The organism is Streptomyces hundungensis (assembly GCF_003627815.1).
GTDB lineage: Bacteria > Actinomycetota > Actinomycetes > Streptomycetales > Streptomycetaceae > Streptomyces > Streptomyces hundungensis_A.
In genome coordinates, this window is sequence record NZ_CP032698.1 from 3528212 (window position 1) to 3554233 (window position 26022).

22 protein-coding genes are annotated in these 26022 nt (G+C 71.6%); 11 read left to right on the forward strand and 11 right to left on the reverse strand.

Translation table 11 applies throughout. The features are described 5' to 3' along the window. Positions 1-17: 17 nt before the first annotated feature. Together DWB77_RS15575 and DWB77_RS15580 are read left to right on the forward strand one after the other, a co-directional pair. Entirely contained in the window at positions 18-1262 is a 1245-nt protein-coding gene (locus DWB77_RS15575; protein ID WP_120721852.1) for a nucleotide sugar dehydrogenase, read from the forward strand. Between the two features lie 90 nt (positions 1263-1352). Then, complete coding sequence (locus DWB77_RS15580) at positions 1353-1850, forward strand: hypothetical protein (protein WP_120721853.1); 498 nt, start codon at positions 1353-1355, stop codon at positions 1848-1850. Positions 1851-2015: 165 nt separating this feature from the next. On the opposite strand, the gene DWB77_RS15585 is transcribed toward DWB77_RS15580, so the two are convergent. From DWB77_RS15585 to DWB77_RS15600, 4 genes are all read right to left on the reverse strand, one after another. Next, positions 2016-3140, reverse strand: coding sequence for a GuaB3 family IMP dehydrogenase-related protein (locus DWB77_RS15585; RefSeq protein ID WP_120721854.1), 1125 nt, complete (start codon positions 3138-3140; stop codon positions 2016-2018). Between the two features lie 107 nt (positions 3141-3247). Continuing rightward, the gene (gene guaB / locus DWB77_RS15590; protein ID WP_120721855.1) at positions 3248-4753 is read right to left on the reverse strand and encodes an IMP dehydrogenase; all 1506 of its coding nucleotides are present in this window, start codon (positions 4751-4753) and stop codon (positions 3248-3250) included. Positions 4754-4918: 165 nt separating this feature from the next. Further along, a complete protein-coding gene (locus DWB77_RS15595) occupies positions 4919-5503 on the reverse strand; it encodes a sigma-70 family RNA polymerase sigma factor (RefSeq protein WP_120721856.1) in 585 nt (194 codons plus the stop codon). A 254-nt stretch (positions 5504-5757) separates the two neighbouring features. Further along, positions 5758-6369 carry a response regulator transcription factor gene (locus DWB77_RS15600; protein ID WP_003948568.1) on the reverse strand — a complete coding sequence of 204 codons (612 nt, stop codon included), beginning with the start codon at positions 6367-6369 and terminating at the stop codon, positions 5758-5760. Between the two features lie 426 nt (positions 6370-6795). On the opposite strand from DWB77_RS15600, the gene DWB77_RS15605 reads away from it, so the two are divergent. Continuing rightward, on the forward strand, positions 6796-7125 hold the full coding sequence (locus DWB77_RS15605; protein WP_120721857.1) for a WhiB family transcriptional regulator: 330 nt from the start codon (positions 6796-6798) through the stop codon (positions 7123-7125). A 112-nt stretch (positions 7126-7237) separates the two neighbouring features. On the opposite strand, the gene DWB77_RS15610 is transcribed toward DWB77_RS15605, so the two are convergent. After that, positions 7238-8131, reverse strand: coding sequence for a LysR family transcriptional regulator (locus tag DWB77_RS15610; protein WP_120721858.1), 894 nt, complete (start codon positions 8129-8131; stop codon positions 7238-7240). Positions 8132-8211: 80 nt separating this feature from the next. Here DWB77_RS15610 and DWB77_RS15615 point away from each other — a divergent pair, with 80 nt between their 5' ends. After that, a complete protein-coding gene (locus tag DWB77_RS15615) occupies positions 8212-8880 on the forward strand; it encodes an MOSC domain-containing protein (protein ID WP_120721859.1) in 669 nt (222 codons plus the stop codon). A 160-nt stretch (positions 8881-9040) separates the two neighbouring features. Beyond that, complete coding sequence (locus DWB77_RS15620; RefSeq protein WP_120721860.1) at positions 9041-9814, forward strand: SDR family NAD(P)-dependent oxidoreductase; 774 nt, start codon at positions 9041-9043, stop codon at positions 9812-9814. 343 nt (positions 9815-10157) lie between these two features. Here the strand turns inward: DWB77_RS15620 and DWB77_RS15625 are convergent, their stop codons facing one another. Continuing rightward, positions 10158-12032: a DUF2264 domain-containing protein gene (locus DWB77_RS15625; protein ID WP_120721861.1), complete on the reverse strand. Its 1875-nt coding sequence runs from the start codon at positions 12030-12032 to the stop codon at positions 10158-10160. A gap of 196 nt (positions 12033-12228) precedes the next feature. Between DWB77_RS15625 and DWB77_RS15630 the strand changes: the two genes are divergently transcribed. From DWB77_RS15630 to DWB77_RS15650, 5 genes are all read left to right on the forward strand, one after another. Beyond that, on the forward strand, positions 12229-13380 hold the full coding sequence (locus DWB77_RS15630; protein WP_120721862.1) for a substrate-binding domain-containing protein: 1152 nt from the start codon (positions 12229-12231) through the stop codon (positions 13378-13380). A gap of 125 nt (positions 13381-13505) precedes the next feature. Then, a complete protein-coding gene (locus DWB77_RS15635; protein WP_120721863.1) occupies positions 13506-14834 on the forward strand; it encodes an ABC transporter substrate-binding protein in 1329 nt (442 codons plus the stop codon). Positions 14835-14967: 133 nt separating this feature from the next. Next, a complete protein-coding gene (locus tag DWB77_RS15640; RefSeq protein ID WP_162952751.1) occupies positions 14968-15969 on the forward strand; it encodes a carbohydrate ABC transporter permease in 1002 nt (333 codons plus the stop codon). Then, entirely contained in the window at positions 15966-16838 is an 873-nt protein-coding gene (locus DWB77_RS15645) for a carbohydrate ABC transporter permease (RefSeq protein WP_120721865.1), read from the forward strand. Before DWB77_RS15640 ends, DWB77_RS15645 begins: the two co-directional genes overlap by 4 nt. A 58-nt stretch (positions 16839-16896) precedes the next feature. Next, entirely contained in the window at positions 16897-17925 is a 1029-nt protein-coding gene (locus DWB77_RS15650) for a hydroxyacid dehydrogenase (protein WP_120721866.1), read from the forward strand. A gap of 175 nt (positions 17926-18100) precedes the next feature. On the opposite strand, the gene groL is transcribed toward DWB77_RS15650, so the two are convergent. From groL to DWB77_RS15675, 5 genes are all read right to left on the reverse strand, one after another. Further along, a complete protein-coding gene (gene groL, locus DWB77_RS15655; RefSeq protein WP_120721867.1) occupies positions 18101-19729 on the reverse strand; it encodes a chaperonin GroEL in 1629 nt (542 codons plus the stop codon). A gap of 137 nt (positions 19730-19866) precedes the next feature. Beyond that, the gene (gene groES, locus DWB77_RS15660; protein ID WP_120721868.1) at positions 19867-20175 is read right to left on the reverse strand and encodes a co-chaperone GroES; all 309 of its coding nucleotides are present in this window, start codon (positions 20173-20175) and stop codon (positions 19867-19869) included. Between the two features lie 269 nt (positions 20176-20444). Beyond that, positions 20445-21659 (reverse strand): IS110 family transposase, encoded by a 1215-nt coding sequence (locus DWB77_RS15665; protein ID WP_120719316.1) that lies wholly within the window; start codon positions 21657-21659, stop codon positions 20445-20447. Positions 21660-22789: 1130 nt separating this feature from the next. Further along, a complete protein-coding gene (locus DWB77_RS15670) occupies positions 22790-23662 on the reverse strand; it encodes a polysaccharide deacetylase family protein (RefSeq protein WP_246033540.1) in 873 nt (290 codons plus the stop codon). 19 nt (positions 23663-23681) lie between these two features. Then, entirely contained in the window at positions 23682-24587 is a 906-nt protein-coding gene (locus DWB77_RS15675) for a polysaccharide deacetylase family protein (RefSeq protein WP_120721869.1), read from the reverse strand. Positions 24588-24699: 112 nt separating this feature from the next. On the opposite strand from DWB77_RS15675, the gene DWB77_RS15680 reads away from it, so the two are divergent. Continuing rightward, positions 24700-25971: a class I SAM-dependent methyltransferase gene (locus tag DWB77_RS15680; RefSeq protein WP_120721870.1), complete on the forward strand. Its 1272-nt coding sequence runs from the start codon at positions 24700-24702 to the stop codon at positions 25969-25971. Positions 25972-26022 lie beyond the last annotated feature (51 nt).

The following is a 26022-nucleotide window of genomic DNA, read 5'->3' on the forward strand; positions in this document are numbered from 1 at the left end:
AGGGAAAGGACGGTCACATGCCCGCAGACCTCGCCGTCATCGGACTCGGCCACCTGGGCCTGCCCCTCGCCCAAGCCGCCGTCGCCGCCGGCATCCAGACCGTCGGACACGACACCGATCCACGGGCCGTCGCCGAACTCAACGCGGGGCGCACCCCCGTCGACGGCTCGCTCACCCCGGCCGACCTGCGCCGGATGCTCGCGGGCGGCTTCCACACCACGACCGACCCCGCCGAACTCGGCCGAGTCCGTACCGCCGTCATCTGCGCGCCCACCGCCCTCGGCGCCGACCGCGCCCTCGACCTCGGCGCGGTCGCCGACGCGGCCCGCGCGCTGGCCCGGCGCCTGCGGCCGCACACCACCGTCATCCTGGAGTCGGCCGGCCACCCCGGCACCACCGAGGAGTTCCTGCGCCCCCTCCTCGAAGAGGGCTCGGGGCTTCGGGCCGGACGCGACTTCCATCTGGCCTACTCGCCGAGCCGCGTCGACCCCGGCAACCGCACCCACAGCTTCGCGGCGACCCCCAAGGTCATCGGCGGTCTCACCCCGGCCTGCACGGAGTCGGCCGCCGCGTTCTACGGCCGGCTCACCGACAAGGTGGTGCGCGCCCGGGGACTGCGCGAGGCCGAGATGTCCAAGCTCCTCGAAACCAACTTCCGGCACGTCAACATCGCCCTGGTCAACGAGATGGCCGTGCTCTGCCACGACATGGGCGTCGACTTCTGGGACGTCATCCGCTGCGCGGAAACCAAACCGTTCGGCTTCCAGGCCTTCCGGCCGGGGCCCGGCGTCGGCGGCCACGGCATGCCCCTCGACCCGACCCCGCTGCCCTATGCGGGACTGCGCATGGTCGGTCTCGCCCGCGAGATCAACGCACACATGCCGAGCTATGTCATCCAGCGCTCCACCACGCTCCTGAACGAGCACGGCAAGTCGGCCCGGGGCGCCCGCGTCCTGCTGCTCGGCGTGACCTACAAGCCGGACTCGGCCGACCAACAGGGCGCCCCCGCCCAGGAGATCGCCGGCCGCCTCATGGACCTGGGCGCCCAGATCACCTACCACGACCCCCATGTGCCCACCTGGCGCGTCCGCGACCAGCCGGTGCCGCGCGCCGACTCGCTGTACGAGGCCGCCGCCCACGCCGATCTGACGGTGCTGCTCCAGCACCACCGCACGTACGACCTCCAAGGCCTCGCGGTCAAGGCGCAGCTGCTCCTGGACACCCGTGGCGCGACCCCGGCGGGGGCGGCCCACCGCCTGTGAAATCCGGGTGGGTCACGGGCCGGGGGCTGCTAACCTGCGGCGTTCACTTCTCGCACAGCCGTGCGTTTTCCGTCCCAGGGGGGACCATCCATGAGCCAGCCCGTCACGCCACCGCCCCAGCCCTCCGGCCCGCAGCCGGGCTTCGGATACCCGGCGGCGCCGGTCGCCCCGGCGCCGGTGCGGGGGCCCGGCAACCTGGTGGGCGGCGCGCTCGCCGGCTTCGCCGTCGCCGTCGCCACCGGGCTGGTCTACGGCCTCATCACGGGCGCCATCGAGCGACAGTTCGGCTACGCGGCCTTCGGCATCGGTTTCGCGGTGGCCCTGGCGACCTTCAAGGTGGGCGGGCGCAGCTTCTGGCTGTTCGTGATCTCCGCGCCCCTGGCGGTGGCCGCCACCTTCTTCGGCCAGCTCCTCGCGGTCGCGATGATCGAGACCAAGGAGACCCCCGAGTCGGTCACCGACCTGTTCCTGAGCCACTTCGGCCTGCTGACCGACCTGTGGGCGTACGACCAGAGCATCCTGCGGTACGCGTTCCTCGTGCTCGCCATCGTCGGCGCCTGGGCGGGGGCCAGCCGCGCCACGGAGTAGCCGAGAGCCACCCGGACCACATGGGGAAGGGCCCGTACCGCTCGTCGCGGTGCGGGCCCTTCCTCATGCGTACGGCTCGCCCTTATGCGGACGGGACGTACGGCTCGCCCTTATGCGGGCGGCCCGTCCGGCTCGTCCTTATGCGGGCGGGACGCGGTTCAAACCTCAGCGCTTGTGCTGGGCGTCCGCCACCGTGACCTCGACCCGCTGGAACTCCTTGAGCTCGCTGTAACCGGTCGTCGCCATCGAGCGGCGCAGGGCGCCGAACAGGTTCATCGAACCGTCGGGGGTGTGCGAGGGACCGGTGAGGATCTCCTCGGTGGTGCCCACGATGCCGAGGTCCACGAGCTTGCCGCGCGGCACGTCCTCGTGGACGGCCTCCATGCCCCAGTGGTGACCGCGGCCCGGAGCGTCGGTGGCGCGGGCCAGCGGGGAGCCCATCATCACCGCGTCGGCGCCACAGGCGACGGCCTTCGGGATGTCGCCGGACCAGCCCACGCCGCCGTCCGCGATGACGTGGACATAGCGACCGCCGGACTCGTCCATGTAGTCGCGGCGGGCCGCGGCGACATCGGCGACGGCGGTGGCCATCGGGACCTGGATGCCCAGCACGTTACGGGTGGTGTGCGCGGCGCCGCCACCGAAGCCCACCAGGACGCCGGCCGCGCCGGTGCGCATCAGGTGCAGGGCCGCGGTGTACGTGGCGCAGCCGCCGACGATGACCGGGACGTCCAGCTCGTAGATGAACTGCTTCAGGTTCAGCGGCTCGGCCGCGCCCGAGACGTGCTCGGCCGAGACGGTGGTGCCGCGGATCACGAAGATGTCCACACCCGCGTCCACGACCGCCTTGGAGAACTGGGCGGTGCGCTGCGGGGAGAGCGCGGCGGCGGTGACCACACCGGAGTCGCGCACCTCCTTGATGCGCTGCCCGATCAGCTCTTCCTTGATGGGCGCCGCGTAGATCTCCTGGAGGCGGCGGCTCGCGTTGGCCTCGTCCAGCTCGCCGATCTCGTCGAGCAGCGGCTGCGGGTCCTCGTACCGGGTCCACAGACCCTCGAGGTTCAGCACGCCGAGGCCGCCGAGCTCACCGATGCGGATCGCCGTCTGCGGCGACACCACGGAGTCCATGGGGGCGGCCAGGAACGGCAGCTCGAAACGGTAGGCGTCGATCTGCCAGGCGATCGAGACCTCCTTCGGGTCCCGGGTGCGCCGGCTCGGGACGATGGCGATGTCGTCGAACGCGTACGCCCTGCGGCCGCGCTTGCCGCGCCCGATCTCGATCTCAGTCACGTTGTGTGGGCCTTTCCCTCTACGTCTGCATGCCCCAGTATCCCCGACATACGAGCGAGGGGCGGCCCAGGGAACCCCCGGGCCGCCCCTCGTCGGGGTGGTGCGGACTACTTCCTGCTGTAGTTCGGCGCCTCTACGGTCATCTGGATGTCGTGCGGGTGGCTCTCCTTGAGGCCCGCCGAGGTGATCCGGACGAACTTGCCGTTCTGTTGGAGCTCGGGCACCGTACGGCCGCCGACGTAGAACATCGACTGGCGCAGGCCCCCGACGAGCTGGTGGACGACGGCGGAGAGCGGGCCGCGGTAGGGCACCTGCCCCTCGATGCCCTCGGGGATCAGCTTGTCGTCGGTGGAGACGGACTCCTGGAAGTACCGGTCCTTGGAGAACGAGCGTTGCTCGCCGCGCGACTGCATGGCGCCGAGCGAGCCCATGCCGCGGTACGACTTGAACTGCTTGCCGTTGATGAACAGCAGCTCGCCCGGGGACTCCTCGCAGCCGGCGAGCAGCGAGCCCAGCATCACCGTGTCGGCGCCCGCGACCAGGGCCTTGGCGATGTCGCCCGAGTACTGGAGGCCGCCGTCGCCGATGACCGGGACGCCCGCGGCCTTGGCGGCGAGGGACGCCTCGTAGATCGCGGTGACCTGCGGGACGCCGATGCCGGCGACGACGCGGGTGGTACAGATGGAGCCGGGGCCCACGCCGACCTTGATGCCGTCGACGCCCGCGTCGATGAGCGCCTGCGCGCCATCGCGGGTGGCGATGTTGCCGCCGATGAGGTCGACGCCCGAGGAGTTCGACTTGATCTTGGCGACCATGTCGGCGACGAGGCGGGAGTGGCCGTGCGCGGTGTCCACGACGATGAAGTCGACACCGGCGGCGATCAGCGCCTGGGCGCGCTCGTAGGCGTCGCCCGCGACACCGACGGCCGCGCCGACGAGCAGCCGACCGTCCTTGTCCTTGGCGGCGTTGGGGTACTTCTCGGCCTTGACGAAGTCCTTGACCGTGATGAGGCCCTTGAGGATGCCGGCGTCGTCGACGAGCGGCAGCTTCTCGATCTTGTGGCGGCGCAGCAGCTCCATGGCGTCCACGCCGGAGATGCCGACCTTGCCGGTGACCAGCGGCATCGGCGTCATGACTTCGCGGACCTGACGGGTGCGGTCCGACTCGAAGGCCATGTCGCGGTTGGTGACGATGCCGAGCAGCTTGCCCGCCGCGTCGGTGACCGGGACGCCGCTGATGCGGAACTTGGCGCACAGCTCGTCGGCCTCGCGCAGCGTCGCGTCCGGGTGCACCGTGATCGGGTCGGTGACCATGCCGGACTCGGAGCGCTTCACCAGGTCGACCTGGTTGGCCTGGTCCTCGATGGAGAGGTTGCGGTGCAGCACGCCCGCGCCGCCCTGCCGGGCCATGGCGATGGCCATGCGCGCCTCGGTGACCTTGTCCATGGCGGCCGAGAGCAGCGGGACGTTCACCTTGACGTTCTTCGACAGGTACGAGGAGGTGTCGATCTGATCGGGCGCCATGTCGGACGCGCCCGGCAGCAGCAGCACGTCGTCGTATGTCAGCCCGAGCGTCGCGAATTTCTCGGGCACTCCGTCGACGTTTGCAGTCATGACACCTTCCCCAATGGCCTTGATCGGTGCGGATGTCCATGCTAACGGGCTGTGCGGGTGTCTCATTCCACGAGCAAGATCATCGTGCTTCTTTGTACGTTCACACGTGAGCGAGCGGGGTTCGGGGGCTCGCCGCGCACCTAGGGGCACGCCGAACGGCCGCCCCTACTGCTCGGCGAGGGCGCGCAGCCGGCTCAGCGCGCGGTGCTGGGCGACCCGGACCGCGCCGGGCGACATGCCGAGCATCTGGCCGGTCTCCTCGGCGGTGAGGCCGACGGCGACCCGCAGCACCAGGAGCTCGCGCTGGTTCTCCGGAAGGTTGGCCAGCAGCTTCTTGGCCCACTCGGCGTCGCTGCTGAGCAGCGCCCGCTCCTCGGGGCCGAGCGAGTCGTCGGGCCGCTCCGGCATCTCGTCGGAGGGCACGGCCGTCGAACCGGGGTGGCGCATCGCGGCCCGCTGGAGGTCGGCGACCTTGTGCGAGGCGATGGCGAAGACGAACGCCTCGAAGGGGCGCCCGGTGTCGCGGTAGCGCGGCAGCGCCATCAGGACGGCGACGCAGACCTCCTGGGCGAGGTCCTCCACGAAGTGGCGAGCATCACCCGGCAACCGGCTGAGCCGGGTGCGGCAGTAGCGCAGCGCGAGCGGGTGGACGTGCGCGAGCAGATCATGCGTGGCCTGCTCGTCCCCGTCGACAGCACGGTGAACGAGTGCACCGATGACCCCCTGGGCCGTAGCCTCGTCCTCGCGCATCGATCCATGGTGCCCCGGCGTCGTCCCCTCCGTGGCACCGCGTCCGTAGTTGTGCACCGAAGCGTTATGAGCGGGTGCGCCGGAACTCATCCCCTGCACCCCCCTCCCGCTCGACCGACCTGTCCCCGAGGAACTCCACACCTACAAGGATGCGGCATCGCGGCGGAAGCAACACCTACTGCTGCCGTTCGCGGGACGACCGGGCCCGTCCGCCCGACGGCGGACGGGGCTCCGACCGGCTGTCCCACCCGCCGTCAGCGCACCAGACCCCAGCGGAAACCGAGCGCCACGGCGTGCGCCCGGTCCGAGGCGCCGAGCTTCTTGAAGAGCCGTCGGGCATGCGTCTTGACCGTGTCCTCGGAGAGGAACAGCTCGCGGCCGATCTCGGCGTTCGAACGGCCGTGGCTCATGCCCTCCAGCACCTGGATCTCCCGCGCGGTGAGCGTCGGCGCCGCACCCATCTCGGCCGACCGCAGCCTGCGCGGCGCGAGCCGCCACGTCGGGTCGGCGAGCGCCTGGGTGACGGTCGCCCGCAGCTCGGCGCGCGAGGCGTCCTTGTGCAGATAGCCGCGGGCACCGGCGGCGACCGCGAGCGCGACCCCGTCGAGGTCCTCGGCGACCGTGAGCATGATGATCCGGGCGCCCGGATCGGCGGACAGCAGCCGACGGACCGTCTCCACACCGCCCAGACCGGGCATGCGTACGTCCATCAGAATCAGGTCCGAGCGGTCGGCACCCCAGCGGCGGAGGACTTCCTCGCCGTTGGCCGCCGTCGTCACGCGCTCGACGCCGGGCACGGTCGCAACCGCGCGGCGGAGCGCCTCGCGGGCAAGAGGGGAGTCGTCGCAGACGAGGACTGATGTCATGGCCGCCCTCCGCAGCTGATGCGCGTCACCTTGAGCCTCCAGGCTGGGTACATGGGTCACCTGAGCGATTGACGCTCTCGGACACTTGCCCGAGCGCTTCTGGTTTCAATCGCCTCCGCACTCTCAACGACGGTCACTCGAAAGAGTTACGGGTCCGGCGGGGACGTTCGGCACCCTCCGTGAGGAACCGTGCACGGAGGAGAGTCTCGCGAGCCGACGACCCAACTTTTTGGGCTATGCCCCATTTAGCGGCTTTTCTTCCCTTTTGCTGGTGTCTGTGGCTAGATTCCCAATGATTCATATTTACATCTACTTACACAAGAGATGTACCTTCGTCGGTACGTACGTTTCGGATGAGCCCCCGTGCGCACCCGTCCTGTACCGGCCGCCCATCCGCCTCAGCACGGTTTCAAGGGGACTAGAGCAATGGCAGATTTCTCCCGCCTTCCCGGACCGAACGCCGATCTGTGGGACTGGCAGCTCCTCGCGGCCTGCCGCGGGGTCGACAGCTCGCTCTTCTTCCACCCGGAGGGCGAACGCGGCGCGGCGCGGAGCGCGCGCGAGAGCTCGGCGAAAGAGGTGTGCATGCGCTGCCCGGTGCGTGCGCAGTGCGCGGCCCACGCCCTGGCGGTACGCGAGCCCTACGGGGTGTGGGGCGGGCTCACCGAGGACGAGCGCGAGGAGCTCATGGGCAGGGCGCGCAACCGTCTGGTGACGGCCGCGGCCCCGGCCGGAGGCGGCATGGGCGCGACCTGAGGGACGGCGGATCGCAGCACATGCGAAGAAACGTTCCTGCGCCGTTTGGCCCAGCCTCCAACCCTCAGCAGCCGCCCGTCGCCCCGCTCGTCGGCCGCGCCCCCGCCCGCGCCTAGTCGCGCTCGGCGGCCCGGGCCAGCTGGTCCAGGGTGGCCGCGACGGCCGGGACCTGGGCCAGGTCGGGCAGGGTGAGCGCGACGATCTCCCGCTGGACGGCCGGCTCGACGGTCACCGTGCGGGCCCCCTTGGGGCGTACGGACTCGATGGCGAGCTCCGGCATCACCGCGACGCCGAGACCGGCGCCGACCAGGCCGACCACCGCCGGGTAGTCGTCGGTCGCGAAGTCGATGCGCGGGGTGAACCCGGCCTCCTCGCAGACCTCCACCAACTGACGCCGACAGCGCGGGCAGCCCGCGATCCAGGGCTCGTCCGCGAGGTCCTTGATGGCGACGGTGCCCGCCTCCGCCAGCGCGTGCCCCTCGGGCACCAGGCCGACCAGGCGGTCGACCAGGAGCGGGCGGACCACCAGGTCGTCCCACTCCGTGGCGTTCGAGCCGTACCGGAACGCCAGCGCGATGTCGCAGTCGCCCTCGCGCAGCATCTCCACCGAGCGCGGCGGCTCGGCCTCGACCAGCGAGACCCGGGTTCCGGGGTGGGCCGCGCGCAGGGCGGCCAGCGCGGTCGGCACGAGGGTGGAGGAGCCGCTCGGGAAGGAGACCAGGCGCACCCGCCCGGCCCGCAGGCCCGCGATGGCGGCGACCTCCTCCTCGGCGGCGGTGAGCCCGGCCAGGATTCCGGAGGCGTGCCGCACCAGGGCCTCACCGGCCTGGGTCAGTCGCATCTCGCGGCCGGTGCGGATGAGGAGCGGGGTGCCGGCCGACGATTCGAGGGCCTTCATCTGCTGGCTGACGGCGGGCTGGGTGCAGCCCAGCTCGCGGGCCGCGGCCGAGAAGGAGCCGGTGGCGGCGACGGCGCGCAGGACGCGGAGATGACGGGCCTCGATCATGAAGTAAGCATAAGCGAATCTTGGAGCGGGCGGAAGAAACTGCGGCGCGGCTTTGGGTTTGGCTCGGTTAGCGTGCCGCCATGGAAATTCTGTCTGTGAACGTGGGCCGCGCGAAGGCCGTCGACTACACCGATGCGAAGGGCGGCGTCACCGGCATCGACAAACGCCCCGCGAGCGGCGCGGTCAGGGTCTTCGCACCCGGCGCCACGGGCGTGGGCGGCAGCGGGGTCGAGGGGGACGACGTCTGCGACCTGCGCCATCACGGCGGTGACCACCAGGCGGTCTACGCCTTCGCCCGCGAGGACCTGGACGTCTGGGCGGTGGAGCTCGGCCGTGCGCTGCCCAACGGATCGTTCGGCGAGAACCTCACGACGTACGGCATCGACGTCAACGACGCCCGGATCGGCGAGCGCTGGCGCATAGGCCGGGAGCTGGTCCTGGAGGTGGCGTCCGCGCGCATTCCGTGCCGGACGTTCGCGGGCTGGCTCGATCAGAAGGGATGGGTCCGGCGCTTCACACAGGCGGCCGCTCCCGGCGCGTACTTCCGGGTGATCGAACCGGGCGAGGTCCGGGTGGGTGACCCGATCACGTTGATCGAACGACCGGATCACGAAGTTTCGGTCGCCTTCTGGTTCCGTGCGTTCACGACGGAACGGGCGCTGCTGCCGCGGGTCCTGGCGGCGGGTGAGGCCCTGGACCCCCGGGCGCGCGACGCCGCCCACACCTATCTGGCGAAGCAGAGCTCATAGGCACCGCGCCGCCCGTGAGGTGCGGGAAGAACGGCCGCTCTTGGGGCAGTTCATGGCGGTCACCACCGGTTCCGCGCCGGTTCCGCGCCGGTTCCGCGCCGATTCGGCGGCGGGGCGGGGGCGGTCGTCGGGCGGTCGGCGGGGGCACTACCGTGCGCCTATGACGACTGCACTGATTACGGGAGCGACGGCGGGCATCGGCGCGGCGTTCGCGCGGCGCCTGGCGGCCGATGGACACGATCTGGTGCTGGTGGCCCGGGACGGTGAGCGGCTCAGCGCGCAGGCCACCGAGCTCCACGACCGGCACGGCATCGAGGCCGAGGTGCTGACCGCCGACCTGTCCACCGAGGACGGGATCACCGCGGTCGAGGCCCGGCTCTCCCAGCCCCGGCGCCCGGTGGACCTGCTGGTCAACAACGCCGGGTTCGCCAACAAGGGCCGCTACCTCGAAGTGCCCATGGCGGACGAGCTGACCATGGTGAAGGTGCACATCGAGGCGGTCCTGCGGCTGACGTCCGCGGCGACCGCCTCGATGCGCGGGCGCGGGCGCGGGGGCGTCGTCAACGTGGCCTCGGTCGCGGCCTTCGTGCCGCGCGGCACCTACGGCGCGTCCAAGGCGTGGGTCGTGCAGTTCACGCAGGGCGCGGCCCGGGACCTCGCCGGGTCCGGGGTGCGGATGATGGCGCTGTGCCCCGGCTTCGTACGGACGGAGTTCCACGAGCGGGCCGGCATGGGCACCGACAACATCCCCGGCTGGATGTGGCTGGACGCCGACAAGCTGGTGGCGGCCGCCCTGACCGACCTGGCGCGCGGGAAGTCGCTCTCCATCCCCGACCCGCGCTACAAGGCGCTGATGGGCGCGGTCAAGCTGGCGCCGCGCGGTCTGCTCGGCGGCCTGACCTCCAAGACGGGCCGCAAGTACGGCCCTCAGTAAGCCGGTTGGGGGCCGGGCGCGCGTAGGCGGCGTGGCGCCGCGTGGGCGGCGTGGCGCCGCGTGGGCGGCGTGGCGCCGCGTGGGCGGCGTGGCGCCGCGTGGGCGGCGTGGCGCCGCGTGGGCGGCGTGGCGCCGCGTGGGCGGCGTGGCGCCGCGTGGGCGGCGTGGCGCGCGTGGGCGGCGTGGCGCGCGTGGGCGGCGTGGCGCGCGTGGGCGGCGTGGCGCCGCGTGGGCGGCGTGGCGCCGCGTGGGCGGCGTGGCGCCGCGTGGGCGGCGTGGCGCCGCGTGGGCGGCGTGGCGCGCGTGGGCGGCGTGGCCACGCGTGGGCCGGTCCGGCGCGCCCTCACTCGTCCTCCACGAGGACGGTCGGGGCGGTCGGGTCGGTCAGGTCGAGCACCAGCACCTGGCGGCAGGCGGTTTCGTTCCGCCAGGTGACCCGTACGGTGTGGCCGCTGATCCGGATGTCGGCGAGGGCGTGGACCGGGTGGGGGTCCGGCTGTGCGGTGAGGGAGACCAGCGCGACGAAGAGGGACGGCGTGGTGCCGGTCGTGCCGTCGAGCGCCGCCACCTCGGAGTCGGCTCCGAACAGGGTTGATCCTGCGGACAGTTGGCGTACCTCGCCCGTATAGCCGTGCACGGGGTGCAGCTGGCCGGTGCGGCCGGGGGTGGTGGCCCAGCCGGTCTGACGGACCGGGGTGCCGGGGGCGGCCCCGATGACCAGATGGGCGCGGAGCTCGGCGCGGCCGTGCGCGAGGGTGACTGACACGATCCGCACGCCCGGCGGGCCCGGTCGCGGCTCGGACACGGACGCCGCCCAGCCGGGGCCGGCGCCCAGCGGGGCCGCGGGGCCGCGCGTGGTGGACTCGCCCCGCGCCACCAGGCCGAAGTGGTTGTCGGGCACATCCCGCGAGGTCGGCCCGGTGGCGGTCGAGTAGGCGAAGCGCGCGTAGCAGGGGTCCTCGTCGGCGCCGCCGTTCACGTGGTTGTTGGTGCCGTGGTTGTGCAGCCGGACCAGGCCGTCGTCGGCGGTCGACTGGATCAGCAGGCCCGGCGGGCCGAGGGTCACGGTGGCGTCCTCGGTCTCGGCGGGCAGCGGCTCCTCGACGGCCGTCCAGACGGGGTGCTCGGGCGGCAGGAGCAGCCCGAGGTACCCCTTGGCCGCCCAGTACGGGGAGGCGGGGCCCGAGTAGGGCTGGATCACCGGCGGGTACGGGCCGTGCCAGCCCAGGGTGAGCAGCCCGGCGGCGTCGGTCGCGCCCCGGCCGGGCGGGCGGTCCAGGAAGTACTTCAGGGTGCCCGAGGCCAGGCGGCGGGTGGCGCCGGGGGTGAGCGGGGTGTGGCCGGTGAGCGCGCCGAGCCAGGGCGCGGCCGCGGCGGCGAAGCGGTAGGTGAGCGAGCGGCCGTAGGGCAGGGGCGCGCCGTCGGCGCCGAACATCCGGGTGTGGGCGTCGAGTTGGGCGCGCAGCCGGGGGCCGTAGCGGTCCAGGAGTTCCTTGTTTTCACCCAGATGGGCGTGGAGTACGGGATAGAAGTGCAGGGCCCAGCCGTTGTAGTGGTCGAAGGAGCGGTGGGGGCCGTCGCTGTACCAGCCGTCGCCGAGGTACCACTGGTCGACGCGCGCCAGGGCGCGTTCGATGGTGGCCGCGGCGCGGTCGGTCTCGATGCCGGCGTCCTGGAGGAATCCGGCGACGGTGAGGCCGAACAGCCACCAGTTGTTGTCGACCGGGGACGGGCCGAGGGCGGGCAGCAGCCAGTCCACGGTGCGCTGGCGGGTGCGGTCGTCGAGCCTGTCCCACAGCCAGGGGCGGGTGAGGCGCAGCCCGAGCGCGACGGAGGCGGATTCGACGACCGCCTGCCGTACGTGGGTGGTGAGGGGCCAGGCATCGGGAGAGGTCGGGTCCAACTCGCCGGTGCGCACGGGGTGTTGGGTGCCCGCGGTCAGGCCCTCGGCGTAGCGGTCGAGATGGCCGTGGGGATCCTCGCCCCGGGCGCCGGCCACGCGAAGGGCGGCCAGCAGCCAGGTGCGGGCGTAACCTTCGAGGCCGTCCGACCGGGGGCCCGACCAACTGGGGCGCTCCCCGGGCAGATTGATGAGCCCGCGCCGGGGCGAGGCGTAGGGCCGTACGGCCAGCAGGAGTTGGTCCGCCGACCGCTCCCAGTGCGCGCGGGTCCAGCCGGTGTACGGGCTGAGCTCACGGTTCTCGGACGCGATGGGCATGACGCGAACGCTCCCTCGGAGGGCGGCGGGGCGGCGCCACCCGGCGGTGGGGCGCTCCGCGAATCTCTGGGAACTTAGAACTCGCTTTGATCGAACGTCAATGGATCTGACCGAATGATCGAAACGGCTGCCGTTCGATCACGTTGCATTAGGGTCGGGGCCCAGCCGGGCCACCACATCGCGAAGGGATGCCACCGTGCGGGAAAGTGCTGCTGAACGTCATGACCGACTGCTGGAGCTGGTGCGCGGGCGGGGGTCGGCGCGGGTCTCCGAACTCGCGGGCCAGCTGGGGGTCTCGCCGGTGACCGTGCGGCGGGACGTGGAGTTCCTGGCCAACGAGGGCCGTCTGGACCGGGTGCACGGTTCGGTGTCCTGGCCCGGCGCCGGGGAGGGCGCCGCGCAGACGGCCCAGGCCCGGGGCGCGGGGGCACGCGAGCTCGTCATCGGCATGCTGGCGCCCCATGCCACGTACTACTTCGCCGAGGTCATCCGGGGTGCGCACGAGGCGGCCGCGGCGGCCGGGGCCCGGCTGATCCTGCGGATCTCGGACTACCGGCCGCAGGAGGACGCGGGCCGGGCGGCCGGGCTGCTCGCGGCCGGGGCCGAGGGCCTTCTGATCGCGCCGGGCTGGAAGGAGCCGGACGACCCGGTCGAGCACGGCGCCTGGATCGCCGGCCTCCCGGTGCCCACCGTCCTCCTGGAGCGGCGCGGCGTGCCCGGCCGGGAGCTGGACGACCTGGACCGGGTCTGCTCCGACCACAGCCACGGCGTGCTCATCGCGGTGCGCCACCTGCTCGGGCTCGGCCACGCCACCCCCCTGCTCGTGGCCCGCGCGGACAGCCCCACCGCGATCGCGGTGCGCGCCGGATACCGCCACGCGCTCGACGCGCTCGGCCTCACCGCGCCGGTGGCGCCCATCGGTTCGGTGTCGGCGGAGGCGGACCCCGAGGGGTTCGAGCGGGCGGTGCGGGCGCTGCGCCGCGCGGTCGCGGCGGGGCAGGCCACCGCGGCGCTGGTGCACAACGACGTGGACGCCATCCGGATCGTGCAGCGCCTGGCCGAGCTGGGCGTGCGGGTGCCCGAGGACCTGGCGCTGGTGGCGTACGACGACGAGGTGGCGGCGCTCGCGGACATCCCGCTCACCGCGGTGGCCCCGCCCAAGCACGAGGTGGGGCGGTACGCGGCGGAGCTCCTGATCGAGCGGTTGCGTGGCGCGTCCGGGTCGGGCCCGGCGGGGGGCGAGGAGTCGCCGCGCCGCCATGTCGACCTGCTGCCGAGGCTGCGGGTGCGGGCCTCCTGCGGGGCACCGGCCGACACGCTCCAGGACCCGGTGAGCGTTCAATCCTGAGGTGCGAGCGTTCACTCGCTCTCTGATCTTTTTTCGATCAATCGAACTTTCGCTCTTGACTTCGGTCAGAACTGGGCCAAGGATCGCGGCCATCGCCTCGTCCCCTCACGTTCAGGAGCCGTTCCGTGAGCCGCAGTTGGACCAGATCGACCTCCGCCCTCGTCGCCGCATCCACCGCGCTCGCCGTGCTCTCGGCGTGCGGCGGCGGGGGCGACAAGACGAGCGACGCGGGCAAGGGCACCGCCGACAAGCCCGTCACCCTCACCTTCTGGGCGTGGCAGAAGGGCTCCAAGGACGTGGTGGACGCCTTCAACGCCTCCCACAAGAACATCCAGGTGAAGTTCGAGGAGATCCCCTCCGGCAACGCCGGCGGCTACGCCAAGATCTCCAACGCGGTGAAGGCCGGCAACGCCCCGGACCTCGTCACCGTCGAGTACCCGATGCTCCCGGAGTTCGTCAGCCAGGGCTCGTTCCAGGACATCAGCGAGTACGTCACCGACGACGTGAAGAAGCAGTTCCTGCCGCAGTCGATCCAGCAGACCACGCTCGGCGGCAAGAACTGGGCGATCCCCTTCGACGCGGCGCCCCAGGCGTACTACTACCGCAAGGACTTCTTCGAGAAGAACCACATCGAAGTCCCCAGGACCTGGGCCGAGTTCAAGGCTGCGGCGCAGAAGGCGAAGGCCGCCGACCCCAAGGCGCGCATCGGCACGTTCTTCCCCGACGACCCCACCACCTTCGAGGCGATGGCCTGGCAGGCCGGCGCCCAGTGGTTCAAGGCCGACGGCGACACCTGGAAGCTCAACACGGCCGACGCCGCCACCAACAAGGTCGCCGACTACTGGCAGGGCCTGATCGACGACAAGCTGGTGCAGAACGCGGTCTCCTTCAGCCCCGAGTGGACGGCCTCCCTCAAGGACGGCTCCACCGTCGGCTACCTCGGCGCCTCCTGGGCCGCGGGCGTCCTCAAGGGCACCGTGCCCGACCAGAGCGGCAAGTGGGCGGTGGCCCCGATCCCCACCTGGGACGGCAAGCCCGCCAGCGGCATGCTCGGCGGCTCCACCTGGGCGGTGACCAAGGGCAGCACCAAGACCGCGGCGGCCCTGGAGTTCGCCCGGTGGATGTCGACCACCGAGGACGGCGTGGGCGCGCGCATCAAGTCCGGTACGTCGAGCGCCTTCCCGGCCGACATCGCGTTGCGCCCGGCCGCCAAGAAGGCCTTCGACGCGAGCTTCTACACCGGCCAGGACATCTACCAGCTCTTCGACGCCGCCGGCAGCTCGATCAACGCCAACTGGGGCTGGGGCCCGAGCATGGGCACCACCAACACCGCGCTGAAGGACCAGCTCGGCAAGGTGGCCGGCGGCACCGTGAAGATCACGGACGCGATCAGGGCCGCCCATGACGCCACCGTGACCGAGCTGAAGAAGCGCGGCCTGAAGGTCGAGGGCTGACCGCATGAGGACGAAGGGGCGCGCCGAGGGGCCCGCGGCGCAGGGCGGGGCCGCCCCGGTACCACCCCCGGACCCGAAGGCCCCCCACACCCCGGCCACCACCGGCGCGCCGGGGTCCGACGACACGGCAGGGATACGCGCCGCAGGTACGAGCGTCGAAGCACCCACACCCACCCCCGCATCCACACCCGCGCCGCCCCTCGGCACGCTCCCCGGGCCGGGGCGTCGCCGGCCGCCCCGCGGGGCGCGGGGGCGCACCTCCGCCGCCGCGGGGGTGCTGCTCGCCCCGTTCTTCGTCCTGTTCACCGCCGTGACGGTGGTGCCGATCGGGTACGCGCTCTGGCTGAGCCTGTTCACCGAGAAGCAGTCGGGTCTTGGCTTCGGGGGCGCCCGGTCCGTGTTCAGCGGGCTCGACAACTACACGGCGGCCCTGGGTGACCAGGCCTTTCGTGAGGGCTTCTGGGTGCTCGCCGGCTACTGCGTGGTCTACATCCCGCTGATGGTCGGCGGCGCCCTCGCGCTCGCGCTGCTGCTCGACTCGGCGCTGGCCCGCGCACGCCGCTTCTTCCAGCTCGCCCTGTTCCTGCCGCACGCGGTGCCCGGCATCATCGCCGCGCTGGTCTGGGTCTACCTCTACACGCCGGGCCTCAGCCCGGTCGTGAAGGCCATGGACTCGGGCGGCATCGGCTTCGACTTCTTCTCCTCCGGCGGCACGCTCCCTTCCGTCGTGAACATCGCACTGTGGGAATGGCTCGGCTACAACATGGTGATCTTCTACGCGGCGCTCCAGGCCATCGACCGCTCGGTCCTGGAGGCGGCCACCATGGACGGCGCGGGCGAGTGGCGGCTCGCGTTCGGCATCAAACTCCCGCTGATCCGCGCCTCGTTGACGATGGTGGCGCTGTTCACCGTCATCGGCTCGCTCCAGCTCTTCACCGAGCCACTGATCCTCAACCAGGGCGGCAGTTCCACGGTCACCTCCACCTGGACGCCCAACATGTACGCCTACACCGCGGCGTTCAGCCGGGGCGACTACGGTCTCGCCGCCGCCTCCGCCGTGCTCCTCGCCCTGGCCGCGGCCCTGCTCTCCTTCGTCGTCACCCGTCTCACCCACCGGAAGGGGGCCACGGCATGACCTCCTTCACCGCCGCCGGACCTCGGCGGCCGTCGCGCCGCTGGCTGTCCAGGAGCGCGGTCAACGGCGCGCTCCTGCTGTCCGTCCTGTACACCCTCTTCCCCCTGGTGTGGCTGGTCACGGCCGCCACCAAGGACACCGGCGGCCTGCTCTCCGGCGACGCCTTCTCCTTCAAGGGCTTCGACCTGCGCCACAACCTGACGCAGCTCGCCTCGTACGGCGACGGCGTCTACTTCCGCTGGTACCTCAACTCCCTGCTGTACGCGGGCGGTGGCGCGGCCGTGTGCGCGCTGGTCAGCGTCGCGGCGGGGTACGCCTTCGACAAGTACGCCTTCCACGGCAAGGAGAAGCTGTTCGGGGTGGTGCTGCTCGGCGTGCTGGTGCCGACGACGGCGCTCGCCCTGCCGATGTATCTCCTGGCGAGCGAGGTGGGCCTGGTCAACACGTACTGGTCGGTCCTGATACCCGTTCTGGTCAACCCGTTCGGGGTGTATCTGTCCCGGGTGTTCAGCGCGAGCTACATCCCCGACGAGGCCTTGGAGGCCGCCCGTATCGACGGCGCGGGCGAGCTGCGCACCTTCTGGTCGATCGGTCTGCGCTTGATGATGCCGGGCTTCGTGACGGTGTTCCTCTTCCAGTTCACCGCGATCTGGAACAACTTCTTCCTCCCCCTGGTCATGCTCAGCGACCAGAAGCTCTTCCCGCTGAGCCTCGGTCTGTACGCCTGGAACAGCAACACCCATGCCGAGCCGAGCTACTACCCTCTCGTCGTCACCGGCTCCCTCCTCGCCGTCATCCCCCTGATCGTCGCCTTCGTCTCCCTCCAGCGGCACTGGCGGGCCGGGCTCGCCGCCGGCAGCGTCAAATGAGCGGCCCTGACATCCGGTTACCCCTGGCCAGCGCCTCGTGAGGAGCCCGAGTCCCACCATGCACCACACCACTGACAATCGGCCCGCTCTGCTGCTCGCGATGGGTCCCGGCATCGCGGACCGCCTCCTCACCGAGCGCCACCGCACCCGCCTCACCGCCCTCACCCGCACCGACCCGCACCTCGTCGCCCATGACCTCGCGGCGCCCACCGGTCCGGTCGCCGAGGCCCTGGCCGACGCCCAGATCCTGCTCACCTGCTGGGGCGCTCCCCCGCTCACCAAGGACGTCCTGGACGCCGCCCCCCGACTGCGCGCGGTCGTCCACGCGGCGGGCTCCGTCAAGCACCATGTCACCGACGCCTGTTGGCAACGCGGCATCGCGGTGACCTCGGCGGCCGCGGCCAACGCGCTGCCCGTCGCCGAGTACACGCTGGCCGCGATCCTGTTCGCGGGCAAGGACGTGCTGCGCTCGGCCCAGCGCTACGCGGAGCTGCGTACCGCGCCCGAGTGGCTCGGCGAGAGCGACCGCACCGGCAACTACCGGCGCACCGTCGGCCTGGTCGGCGCGTCCCGCATCGGCCGGCGCGTGATCGAGCTGCTGCGCCCCTTCGACTTCGAAGTCCTGCTGTACGACCCGTATGTCAGCGGAACCGAAGCGGTGGCGCTGGGCGTTGAACCGGTGAGCCTCGACGAGCTGTGCGCCCGCAGCAGCATCGTCTCCGTCCACGCGCCCCAACTGCCCGAGACCCAGCACATGATCGGCGCGCCCGAACTGGCCCTGATGCCGACGGGCGCCACGCTGGTCAACACCGCACGCGGCTCCCTCGTGGACGAGCCCGCGCTCCTCGCCGAGCTCCTCTCGGGCCGCCTGCACGCGGTCCTGGACGTGACGGACCCCGAACTGCCGCCCCCCGACAGCCCGTTGTACGCCCTCCCGAACGTCCTGCTGACCCCCCACATCGCGGGTTCGCTCGGCAACGAGCTGTACCGGATGGCGGATCAGGCACTGGACGAGGTGGAGCGGTTCGTGTCGGGGGTGCCGTTCGCGGATCCGGTGCATCCGCTGTCGTTGGGCCGGTCGGCGTAGACGGGCCGTGACGCACGGCTGTTACGCACCCTCGGCGCCGTCTGCGGGCCGGCCGGCGCCATGCCCCGTACCCGCACCACCCGTACCCGTACCCGTGCGCCAACGCGGAAGGCCCGGCACCCCCCGAAGGGGATGCCGGGCCTCGACTACCGGGTGCTACCGCTGACTTGACGCGTCAGTGGGAGTGGCCGTGACCGTGGCCGTGACCGGCCTCGGCCTCCTCCTCGGCCGGCTTCTCGACGACCAGGGTCTCGGTCGTGAGCAGCAGGGAGGCGATGGAGGCGGCGTTCTCCAGGGCGGAGCGGGTGACCTTGACCGGGTCGATGACGCCGGCCTTGACCAGGTCGCCGTACTCGCCGGTGGCGGCGTTGAAGCCGAAGCCCTTGTCGAGCTCGCTCACCTTGGCGGTGATGACGTAGCCCTCCAGGCCGGCGTTCTCGGCGATCCAGCGCAGCGGCTCGACGACGGCGCGGCGGACGACCGCGACACCGGTCGCCTCGTCGCCGGTCTTGTCGAGGTTGCCGTCCAGGACCTTGGCGGCGTGCACCAGGGCGGAGCCACCACCGGAGACGATGCCCTCCTCGACCGCGGCGCGGGTCGCGGAGATGGCGTCCTCCAGACGGTGCTTGCGCTCCTTGAGCTCGACCTCGGTGGCGGCGCCGACCTTGATCACGCACACGCCGCCGGCCAGCTTCGCGAGGCGCTCCTGGAGCTTCTCGCGGTCCCAGTCGGAGTCCGTGGACTCGATCTCGGCCTTGATCTGGGCGACGCGGCCCTCGACGTCGGCCTTGTTGCCGCCACCGTCGACGATCGTGGTGTCGTCCTTGGTGATGGTGACGCGGCGCGCGGTGCCGAGCACCTCGAGACCGGCCTGGTCGAGCTTGAGGCCGACCTCTTCGGCGATGACGGTCGCACCGGTGAGGGTGGCGATGTCCTGGAGCATGGCCTTGCGGCGGTCGCCGAAGCCCGGGGCCTTGACGGCCACGGCGTTGAACGTGCCGCGGATCTTGTTGACGACCAGGGTGGAGAGCGCCTCGCCCTCGACGTCCTCGGCGATGATCAGGAGCGGCTTGGAGGCGCCGGCCTGGATGACCTTCTCCAGGAGCGGCAGCAGGTCCTGGATGGAGGAGATCTTGCCCTGGTTGATCAGGATGTACGGGTCGTCGAGGACGGCCTCCATACGCTCCTGGTCGGTGACCATGTAGTGCGAGAGGTAGCCCTTGTCGAAGGCCATGCCCTCGGTGAACTCCAGCTCCACACCGAAGGTGTTGGACTCCTCGACGGTGATGACACCGTCCTTGCCGACCTTGTCCATGGCCTCGGCGATGAGCTCGCCGATCTGCTTGTCCTGGGCGGACAGCGCGGCGACGGCGGCGATGTCGGTCTTGTCCTCGATCGGACGGGCGGTCGCGAGAAGCTCGTCGGAGACGGCCTTGACCGCGGCGTCGATGCCCTTCTTCAGGGCGGCCGGGGAGGCGCCGGCGGCGACGTTGCGCAGACCCTCGCGGACCAGCGCCTGGGCCAGGACGGTCGCGGTGGTGGTGCCGTCACCCGCGATGTCGTTGGTCTTGGTCGCCACCTCCTTGACGAGCTGGGCACCGAGGTTCTCGTACGGGTCGTCGAGCTCGACCTCGCGCGCGATGGTGACACCGTCGTTGGTGATGGTGGGGGCGCCGAACTTCTTGTCGATGACGACGTTGCGGCCCTTGGGGCCGATCGTCACCTTCACGGTGTCGGCAAGCTTGTTGACGCCGCGCTCAAGGGCGCGACGGGCGTCCTCGTCGAACTTCAGGATCTTCGCCATGGGAGCGGTTCAGCCCTCTCGAAAACTCGGGTTAATGACACTGCGCCCCTCGCCGCCCGGCAATCAGCGGGGTGACCAGGGGCGCAGCTTTCAAAGCATTCGCTTCGAACGTCGAAGTACTCGTGTACTCCGGTGAATTACTTCTCGATGACCGCGAGCACGTCGCGGGCCGAGAGGACGAGGTACTCCTCGCCGTTGTACTTCACCTCGGTGCCGCCGTACTTGCTGTACAGCACGATGTCGCCGGTGCTGACGTCGAGCGGCAGACGCTCGCCGTTCTCGAAGCGGCCCGGGCCCACGGCCAGGACGACGCCCTCCTGGGGCTTCTCCTTGGCGGTGTCCGGAATGACCAGGCCGGAGGCCGTGGTCTGCTCGGCGTCGAGCGGCTGGACCACAATGCGGTCCTCGAGCGGCTTGATGGCAACCTTGGAGCTGGTGGTCGTCACGATCCGGTCTCCCCCTTCGGAGATCTCACGGGGTTAACTGTCTGGGGTGGCGACCAGGTGGATCCGTCGTCGCGGGTGCCGGACCTGCCCGTCGCTACTTGGCACTCTCCGGTGGGGAGTGCCAGAAGCGAGACTAGGACGGCGATTAGCACTCGGTCAAGCGGAGTGCCAATCTGCCACCGTCGCGGCGGGCCTCGCGGGGGCGCGGGGGGGTGTCTCTATGTCCTTCGTCAAGGATGTGGCGCCGGGTTTGGGGCTGTTTGGGGCGGTCATGCGGCGAGAGTGACGCTGGGGGTCCGGGATTCGTAGAAGGTTCCGTCGCGGAGCATGGCGAAGAGGACGCTGATGCGTTGGCGGGCGAGGCGGAGGAGCGCTTGGGTGTGGGTTTTGCCGCGGGCTCTTTGCCGGTCGTAGTAGCCGCGGGAGGCCGGGTCGGCGTTCATGCAGGCGAAGGCGGAGAGGAACATCGCGCGTTTGAGCTGCCGGTTTCCGCCTCGTGGTGCGTGTTCGCCGTGGATCGAGGTCCCTGACGACTTGGTCGTGGGAGCGAGGCCGGCGTAGGAGGCGAGGTGGGCGGCACTGGGGAAACCGGTGCCGTCGCCGACGGTGACCAGGATGACGGCGGCGGTCCTGACTCCGACTCCGGGCATCGAGGTCAGGACCGGGTGAAGAGGGTGAGCCTCCAGAAGGGTGCTGATCTGGGCTTCCAGTGCCCGGCGCTGGTCGTGAACCGCCGCGAGCGAGCGGGCCAGCGACGGGATGACCACGTCGAGGGTGCCGGTTCCCGGGACCACGACGGTCTGTTCGTCGAGGGCGTCGAAGACGTCGTCGACCAGCCGGGCCGCCATGCGGGGGGCCTTGGGACGGATCACCTCGACGAGTCTGCGGCGGCCGGCTTTCCGCAGGGCGTTCGGGGATCCGTATCGCTCGAGGAGCCAGGTGACGGCGGGGTGGTCCAGCCGCGGGCCCAGGACCCGCTCGAGGCTGGGGTGGAACTGGGTCAGCAGACCGCGTATCCGGTTCGAAGTGCGGGTGGCCTCGGCCGCGAGGTCCTGGTCGAAGCCGGTCAGCACCGTGAGCTCGGCGGTGATCTCGTCGGTCAGCTCCAGCGAACGCAAAGTGTGAGGCATCGTCCGGGCCGCGTCCGCGATCACCGCCGCGTCCTTCGCGTCGGTCTTCGCCTCGCCTGGATAGAGGTCGGCGATCCGCCGCATCGCGAGTCCGGGCAGGTAGGCGACCTCGCAGCCCGCGTCGCGGGCGACGGTCAGAGGCAGGGCGCCGATAGAGGCGGGCTGGTCCACGATCACTAGGACGGTGCCGAACTTGGCCTTGAGCTTGTCGAAGACGGCCCGCAGTTTCGGTTCGCTGTTGGGCATCGGCTTGTCGAAGACCTTCTTCCCGGCCGGGGTGAGCCCGTGGCCGTGGTGGGCGGTCTTGCCGACGTCCATCCCGAGGAAGACGCCCACGCCTTCGGTGTCTAACATCGCAACCTTCCCAGGTGATTGACCGTGCCGGCCTCGGCAATGGCACCGTGCTCGCGCATCCACGTTATGTAGACCTGCCGCCCACGTCTCTGCCCGGCATTGCGCCGGACCGGGCGGTGGCCGGGTCTCTCATCAGCGTCTCCGGCGGCACCTACCAGGCCCGGCGACACCACCCCCCAGGTCATCCGTTCGACAGAGGGGACACAGTCATACCGGACCCGGAGGCCAGCAGCCCCATTGCAGGACCGCGAAAAACATAACGGGGGGGGTGTCTGCGCCGGTGCGGGGTGCGCGTTCTGGCCACCTAGGACGGACCGGGGCGCGCCGGGCCACCACGTCGGCCCATCCCCGCCAACGCCCCCTGCGCCGACCCTGCCCCTGACACCGGGCTGCCCCCCGGCCGTTCGCGCAGTTCCTCGCGCCCCTAAACCCTCTCGATCCTGCGAACCGTGCTCGCTTCTCGCGCAGTTCCTCGCGCCCCTGAAAACCCGTTTTCGGCTGCGGGCCGCAGGTGGCTGGGCGCGCAGTTCCCCGCGCCCCTGGCAGGACTGGTGCCGGCCCGGACGGGACTTGGTCGCGCAGTTCCTCGCGGCCCTGAACCCCCTTGATCCTGCGGACCGTGGTCGCTTCTCGCGCAGTTCCCCGCGCCCCTCAGCAGCACCGGTGCTGGCCCGCACCCGAGCCTGTCCGGCGATTGAGGACGAGCGCCGTTCAGGCGCGAACGGGGGTGCAGGGGGCGGAGCCCCCGCAGGGGTCTGGGGCGCAGCCCCAGGGGCCGAACCCTCCAGCTCCCTGCACGGGCGGGTGGGTGGGCATACGCGGCGGGGTCTGGGGCGGAGCCCCAGGGCTCAGCCCGTTCAACGCGCCGCACGGGCAGGTGGGTGGGAAAACGCGTCGGGGTCTGGGGCGGAGCCCCAGGGGCTGAACCCTTCAACCCGCTGCACGGGCGGGTGGGTGGGAAAACGCGTCGGGGTCTGGGGCGGGGCCCCAGGGGCTGAACCCTTCAACCCGCTGCACGGGCGGGTGGGTGGGCAAACGCGTCGGGGTCTGGGGCGGAGCCCCAGGAGGGCGGAACCAGCCAACCCGCTGCACGGGTGGGCGGGTGGGCGAAGGGGGCGGCCAAGCCCCGGTCAGAGGTAGTCCTCCAGCCGGCCCACCGCAAACCCCTGCACCCGAACCTCCTCCAGAAGCCGCACCACCCCCCGCATCCCACCCCCACCCGCCGCAGGCAAAGAACCCCGCACGATGTCCCCGGCCCGCAACCCATGGGCGCCCCCGGCATACCGCAAACCCTCGGGCGTCATGCCGGCCCGCGCCAGCACCACCGCACTGATCCCGCACTCCTTGGCCGCCCGCAGGGTGCTCGCGTCGTAGGCACCGTAAGGCGGTCTGAAGAACCGTGGCCGGATGGCGGCGGCCCGGGCGGCGAGCCGACCCTGGCGGCCGCAGATCTCCGCCCGCTGTCCCTCGTAGTCAAGGGCGCGCAGGTCACGGTGGTGCAGGGCGTGGTTGTGCACCCCGGCACCGAGCGCGCGCAACACGTCGGAGCGGTCACGACCGGGCAGAGCCCCGCCATCGGCACCGGCACCGGCACCGGCACCGGCGGCACCCCCATCATTGGGGAACAGCGTGACCGGCACCCCAAGGTCGTGCACCATCCGCACGAAAGCGGGGTCGACCCCCGGCCCGTCGTCGAAGGTCAGGAAGACGACCTTGGCCCGCATCGGTACGTGGTCGACGACGAAGGAAAGCTCCGGCCCCCGCCCGACGGCGGGGCGCGGCGCCGGCGCCAGCGGGGCGCCGAGGCCCCAGCGCCGGGCGGCGGCGACCGCCCGCGCGTCCGGCCCCACGCGGGGCACGCCCCGCTGGGCGGCCTTGCGTCCGAGCCGCTGGAACGGGCCGACCGGAGCGGCCTGTTCCGTACATCCGGCGAGCGGGCCGAGCAGCGCACCGACGGCGAGCAGCCCGGCCAGGGCGGCCCGGAACCGGTGCGCGCGCCTCACCTCGGCTCCCCGGCCCCGGTCACACGTAGTCCTCCAGACGGGCCACGGCGTACCCCTTGTCGGTGATCACCTTCATCACCTGGCGGACCATGTCGGGCATGGTTCCGTTCCAGTCCTCGCGTCCCCGGAAGTGGCTGAGGATGATGTCGCCGGGGTGCAGGTCGCGGTCCCACTCGCGCCACTCCATGTGGTCGGTGAAGGCCTCCTCCGCCCACAGCGGCGCGGCCTTGATGCCGCAGGACTGGGCGGCCTTGAGGGTGTCCTCGTTGTAGTTCCCGTACGGCGGCCGGAACAGCCGGGGCCGCTTGCCCGCCCACTGGCCGATCTTGTCCTGCTGGTCGCAGATCTCGTGCCGCTGCTCCTCGTAGGAGAGCCCGGGCAGATAGCGGTGGTTGAGGGTGTGGTTGTTGAGCGTGACCCCGAGGCCCTGCATCTTCCTGAAGTACTCGTGGTCGTTCTTGACCAGGTAGTCGCTGAGGAACGCGCTGTAGGGGATGCGGAGTTCCTGCATCATCTTCAGGAAGGTGGGGTCCTTCTCGGCGCCGTCGTCGATCGTCAGGAAGACGATCTTGTCCTTGGTGGGGACGGTGGTGAAGACGGGCGGCAGCGAGTCACCGCCGTCCGTCTCGAATCCGGCGCGATTGGTGATCTTCGGTTTGACCGCGGGCACCGGGGGCGCGAGCAGGGGCGGCTTGGCGAGCCCCCACTTCTTGACGGCCGCGAGCCGGGCGGCCTCGGTGTGCCGGAGCTGCTCGGAGTAGTCGGCGAGGGCGCCGGCGGGGCCCTTCTTGGCGGCCTGCGCGCCGGGGCTCCCCGCCCCGCCGTCCTCGGCCGCGCAGCCGGAGGCGAGGAGGGCGGCCACGAGACCGAGGGCGCCACCGACGATCTTTGCCCGACATTTTCCCTTTTGTCGTACTAGTCGCATGGCGCCGCATCCTGTCAGGTGCCGGGCTCATGGCCGGTACGACACCGCCGCGAGGCGCCCACCATCGCCCGGCTGGCCCACAGCGACGCGGCGCCTGGACGACAATGGCGGGGTGAACGACCTCGACACCTTCTCCCTCCTGCTCACCGACGAGGGCCGCGCGCTGCTCGCATCACTGCGGGACCACGACCCGTCCCAGGAGCTGGCGGTGGCCACCCGGCTGCGCCGCGAGCACGACGCGGAGCTGGTGTCGGCGGCGATCGGGCAGGCGCGGCTGCGGCAGCGGGCGGTGGCGAAGTTCGGCGCGGACGACGCCCACCGGATGTTCTTCACGCCCAACGGCGTCGAGCAGTCGACCCGCGCCTCGGTCGCCACCCACCGCGCCCGCGCCTTCGCCTCTCGCGGCGTACGCTCCGTCGCCGATCTGTGCTGCGGCATCGGCGGCGACGCGCTGGCCCTCGCGCGGGCCGGGATCCACGTGCTCGCCGTGGACCGCGACCCGCTGACGGCGGCGGTGGCCCGCGCCAACGCGGCCGCGCTCGGCCTCGGCGACCTGATCGAGGTGCGCTGCGCCGACGTCACGGACATCGACACGAGCCCCTACGACGCGGTCTTCGTGGACCCCGCGCGGCGCGGTGGCAGACAAGGAGGGGCCGCGCGCAGCGCGTCGGTGAGGGGCGGTGGCCGGGCGACGGGCGGGCGCATCTTCGACCCCGAGGCCTACTCACCGCCCCTGTCGTGGGCCGTCTCGGCCGCCCTTGCGGCCCCCTTCGCCGCGCTCAAGATCGCCCCCGGCATCCCCCACGAGGCGATCCCGCCGCAGGCCGAAGCCGAGTGGATCTCGGACGGGGGTGACGTGAAGGAAGCGGTGCTCTGGTTCGGCACCGGGGTGACCCCGGGCGCGGTCCGCGCCACGCTGCTGCCCTCCTCCGCCGCCCTGTGGACGGCCGCTCCGCTCCCGGCGCCGCCGGTGGGGCCGGTCGGCCGCTATCTGTACGAGCCGGACGGTGCGGTCATCCGTGCGCATCTGGTGGCCGAGATCGTCGAGCGGTGCGGGGGGCGCCTTATCGACGAGACGATCGCGTACGTCACCAGTGACGAGCCGTACGCGTCCCCGTACACCTCGGCGTACGAGATCACCGATGAACTCCCGTTCAATCTGAAGAAGTTGAAGGCGGTGTTGCGGGAGCGGGAGGTGGGGGTCCTGACGGTCAAGAAGCGGGGGTCGGCGGTGGAGCCGGAGGAGATTCGGCGGCGGGTGAAGTTGCGGGGGCCTCGGGCGGCGACGGTCTTCCTGACCCGGGTGGCCGGCGCCCCCACCATGCTGCTCGGCACCCCCCTCCCCCCACCCGTGGCTCCGCCCCGGACCCCGCATCGCCCCTGACCGGCACTCGTCCTCAATCTCCCCCAAGGCCTTAAGGGCCAGGGGGGACCC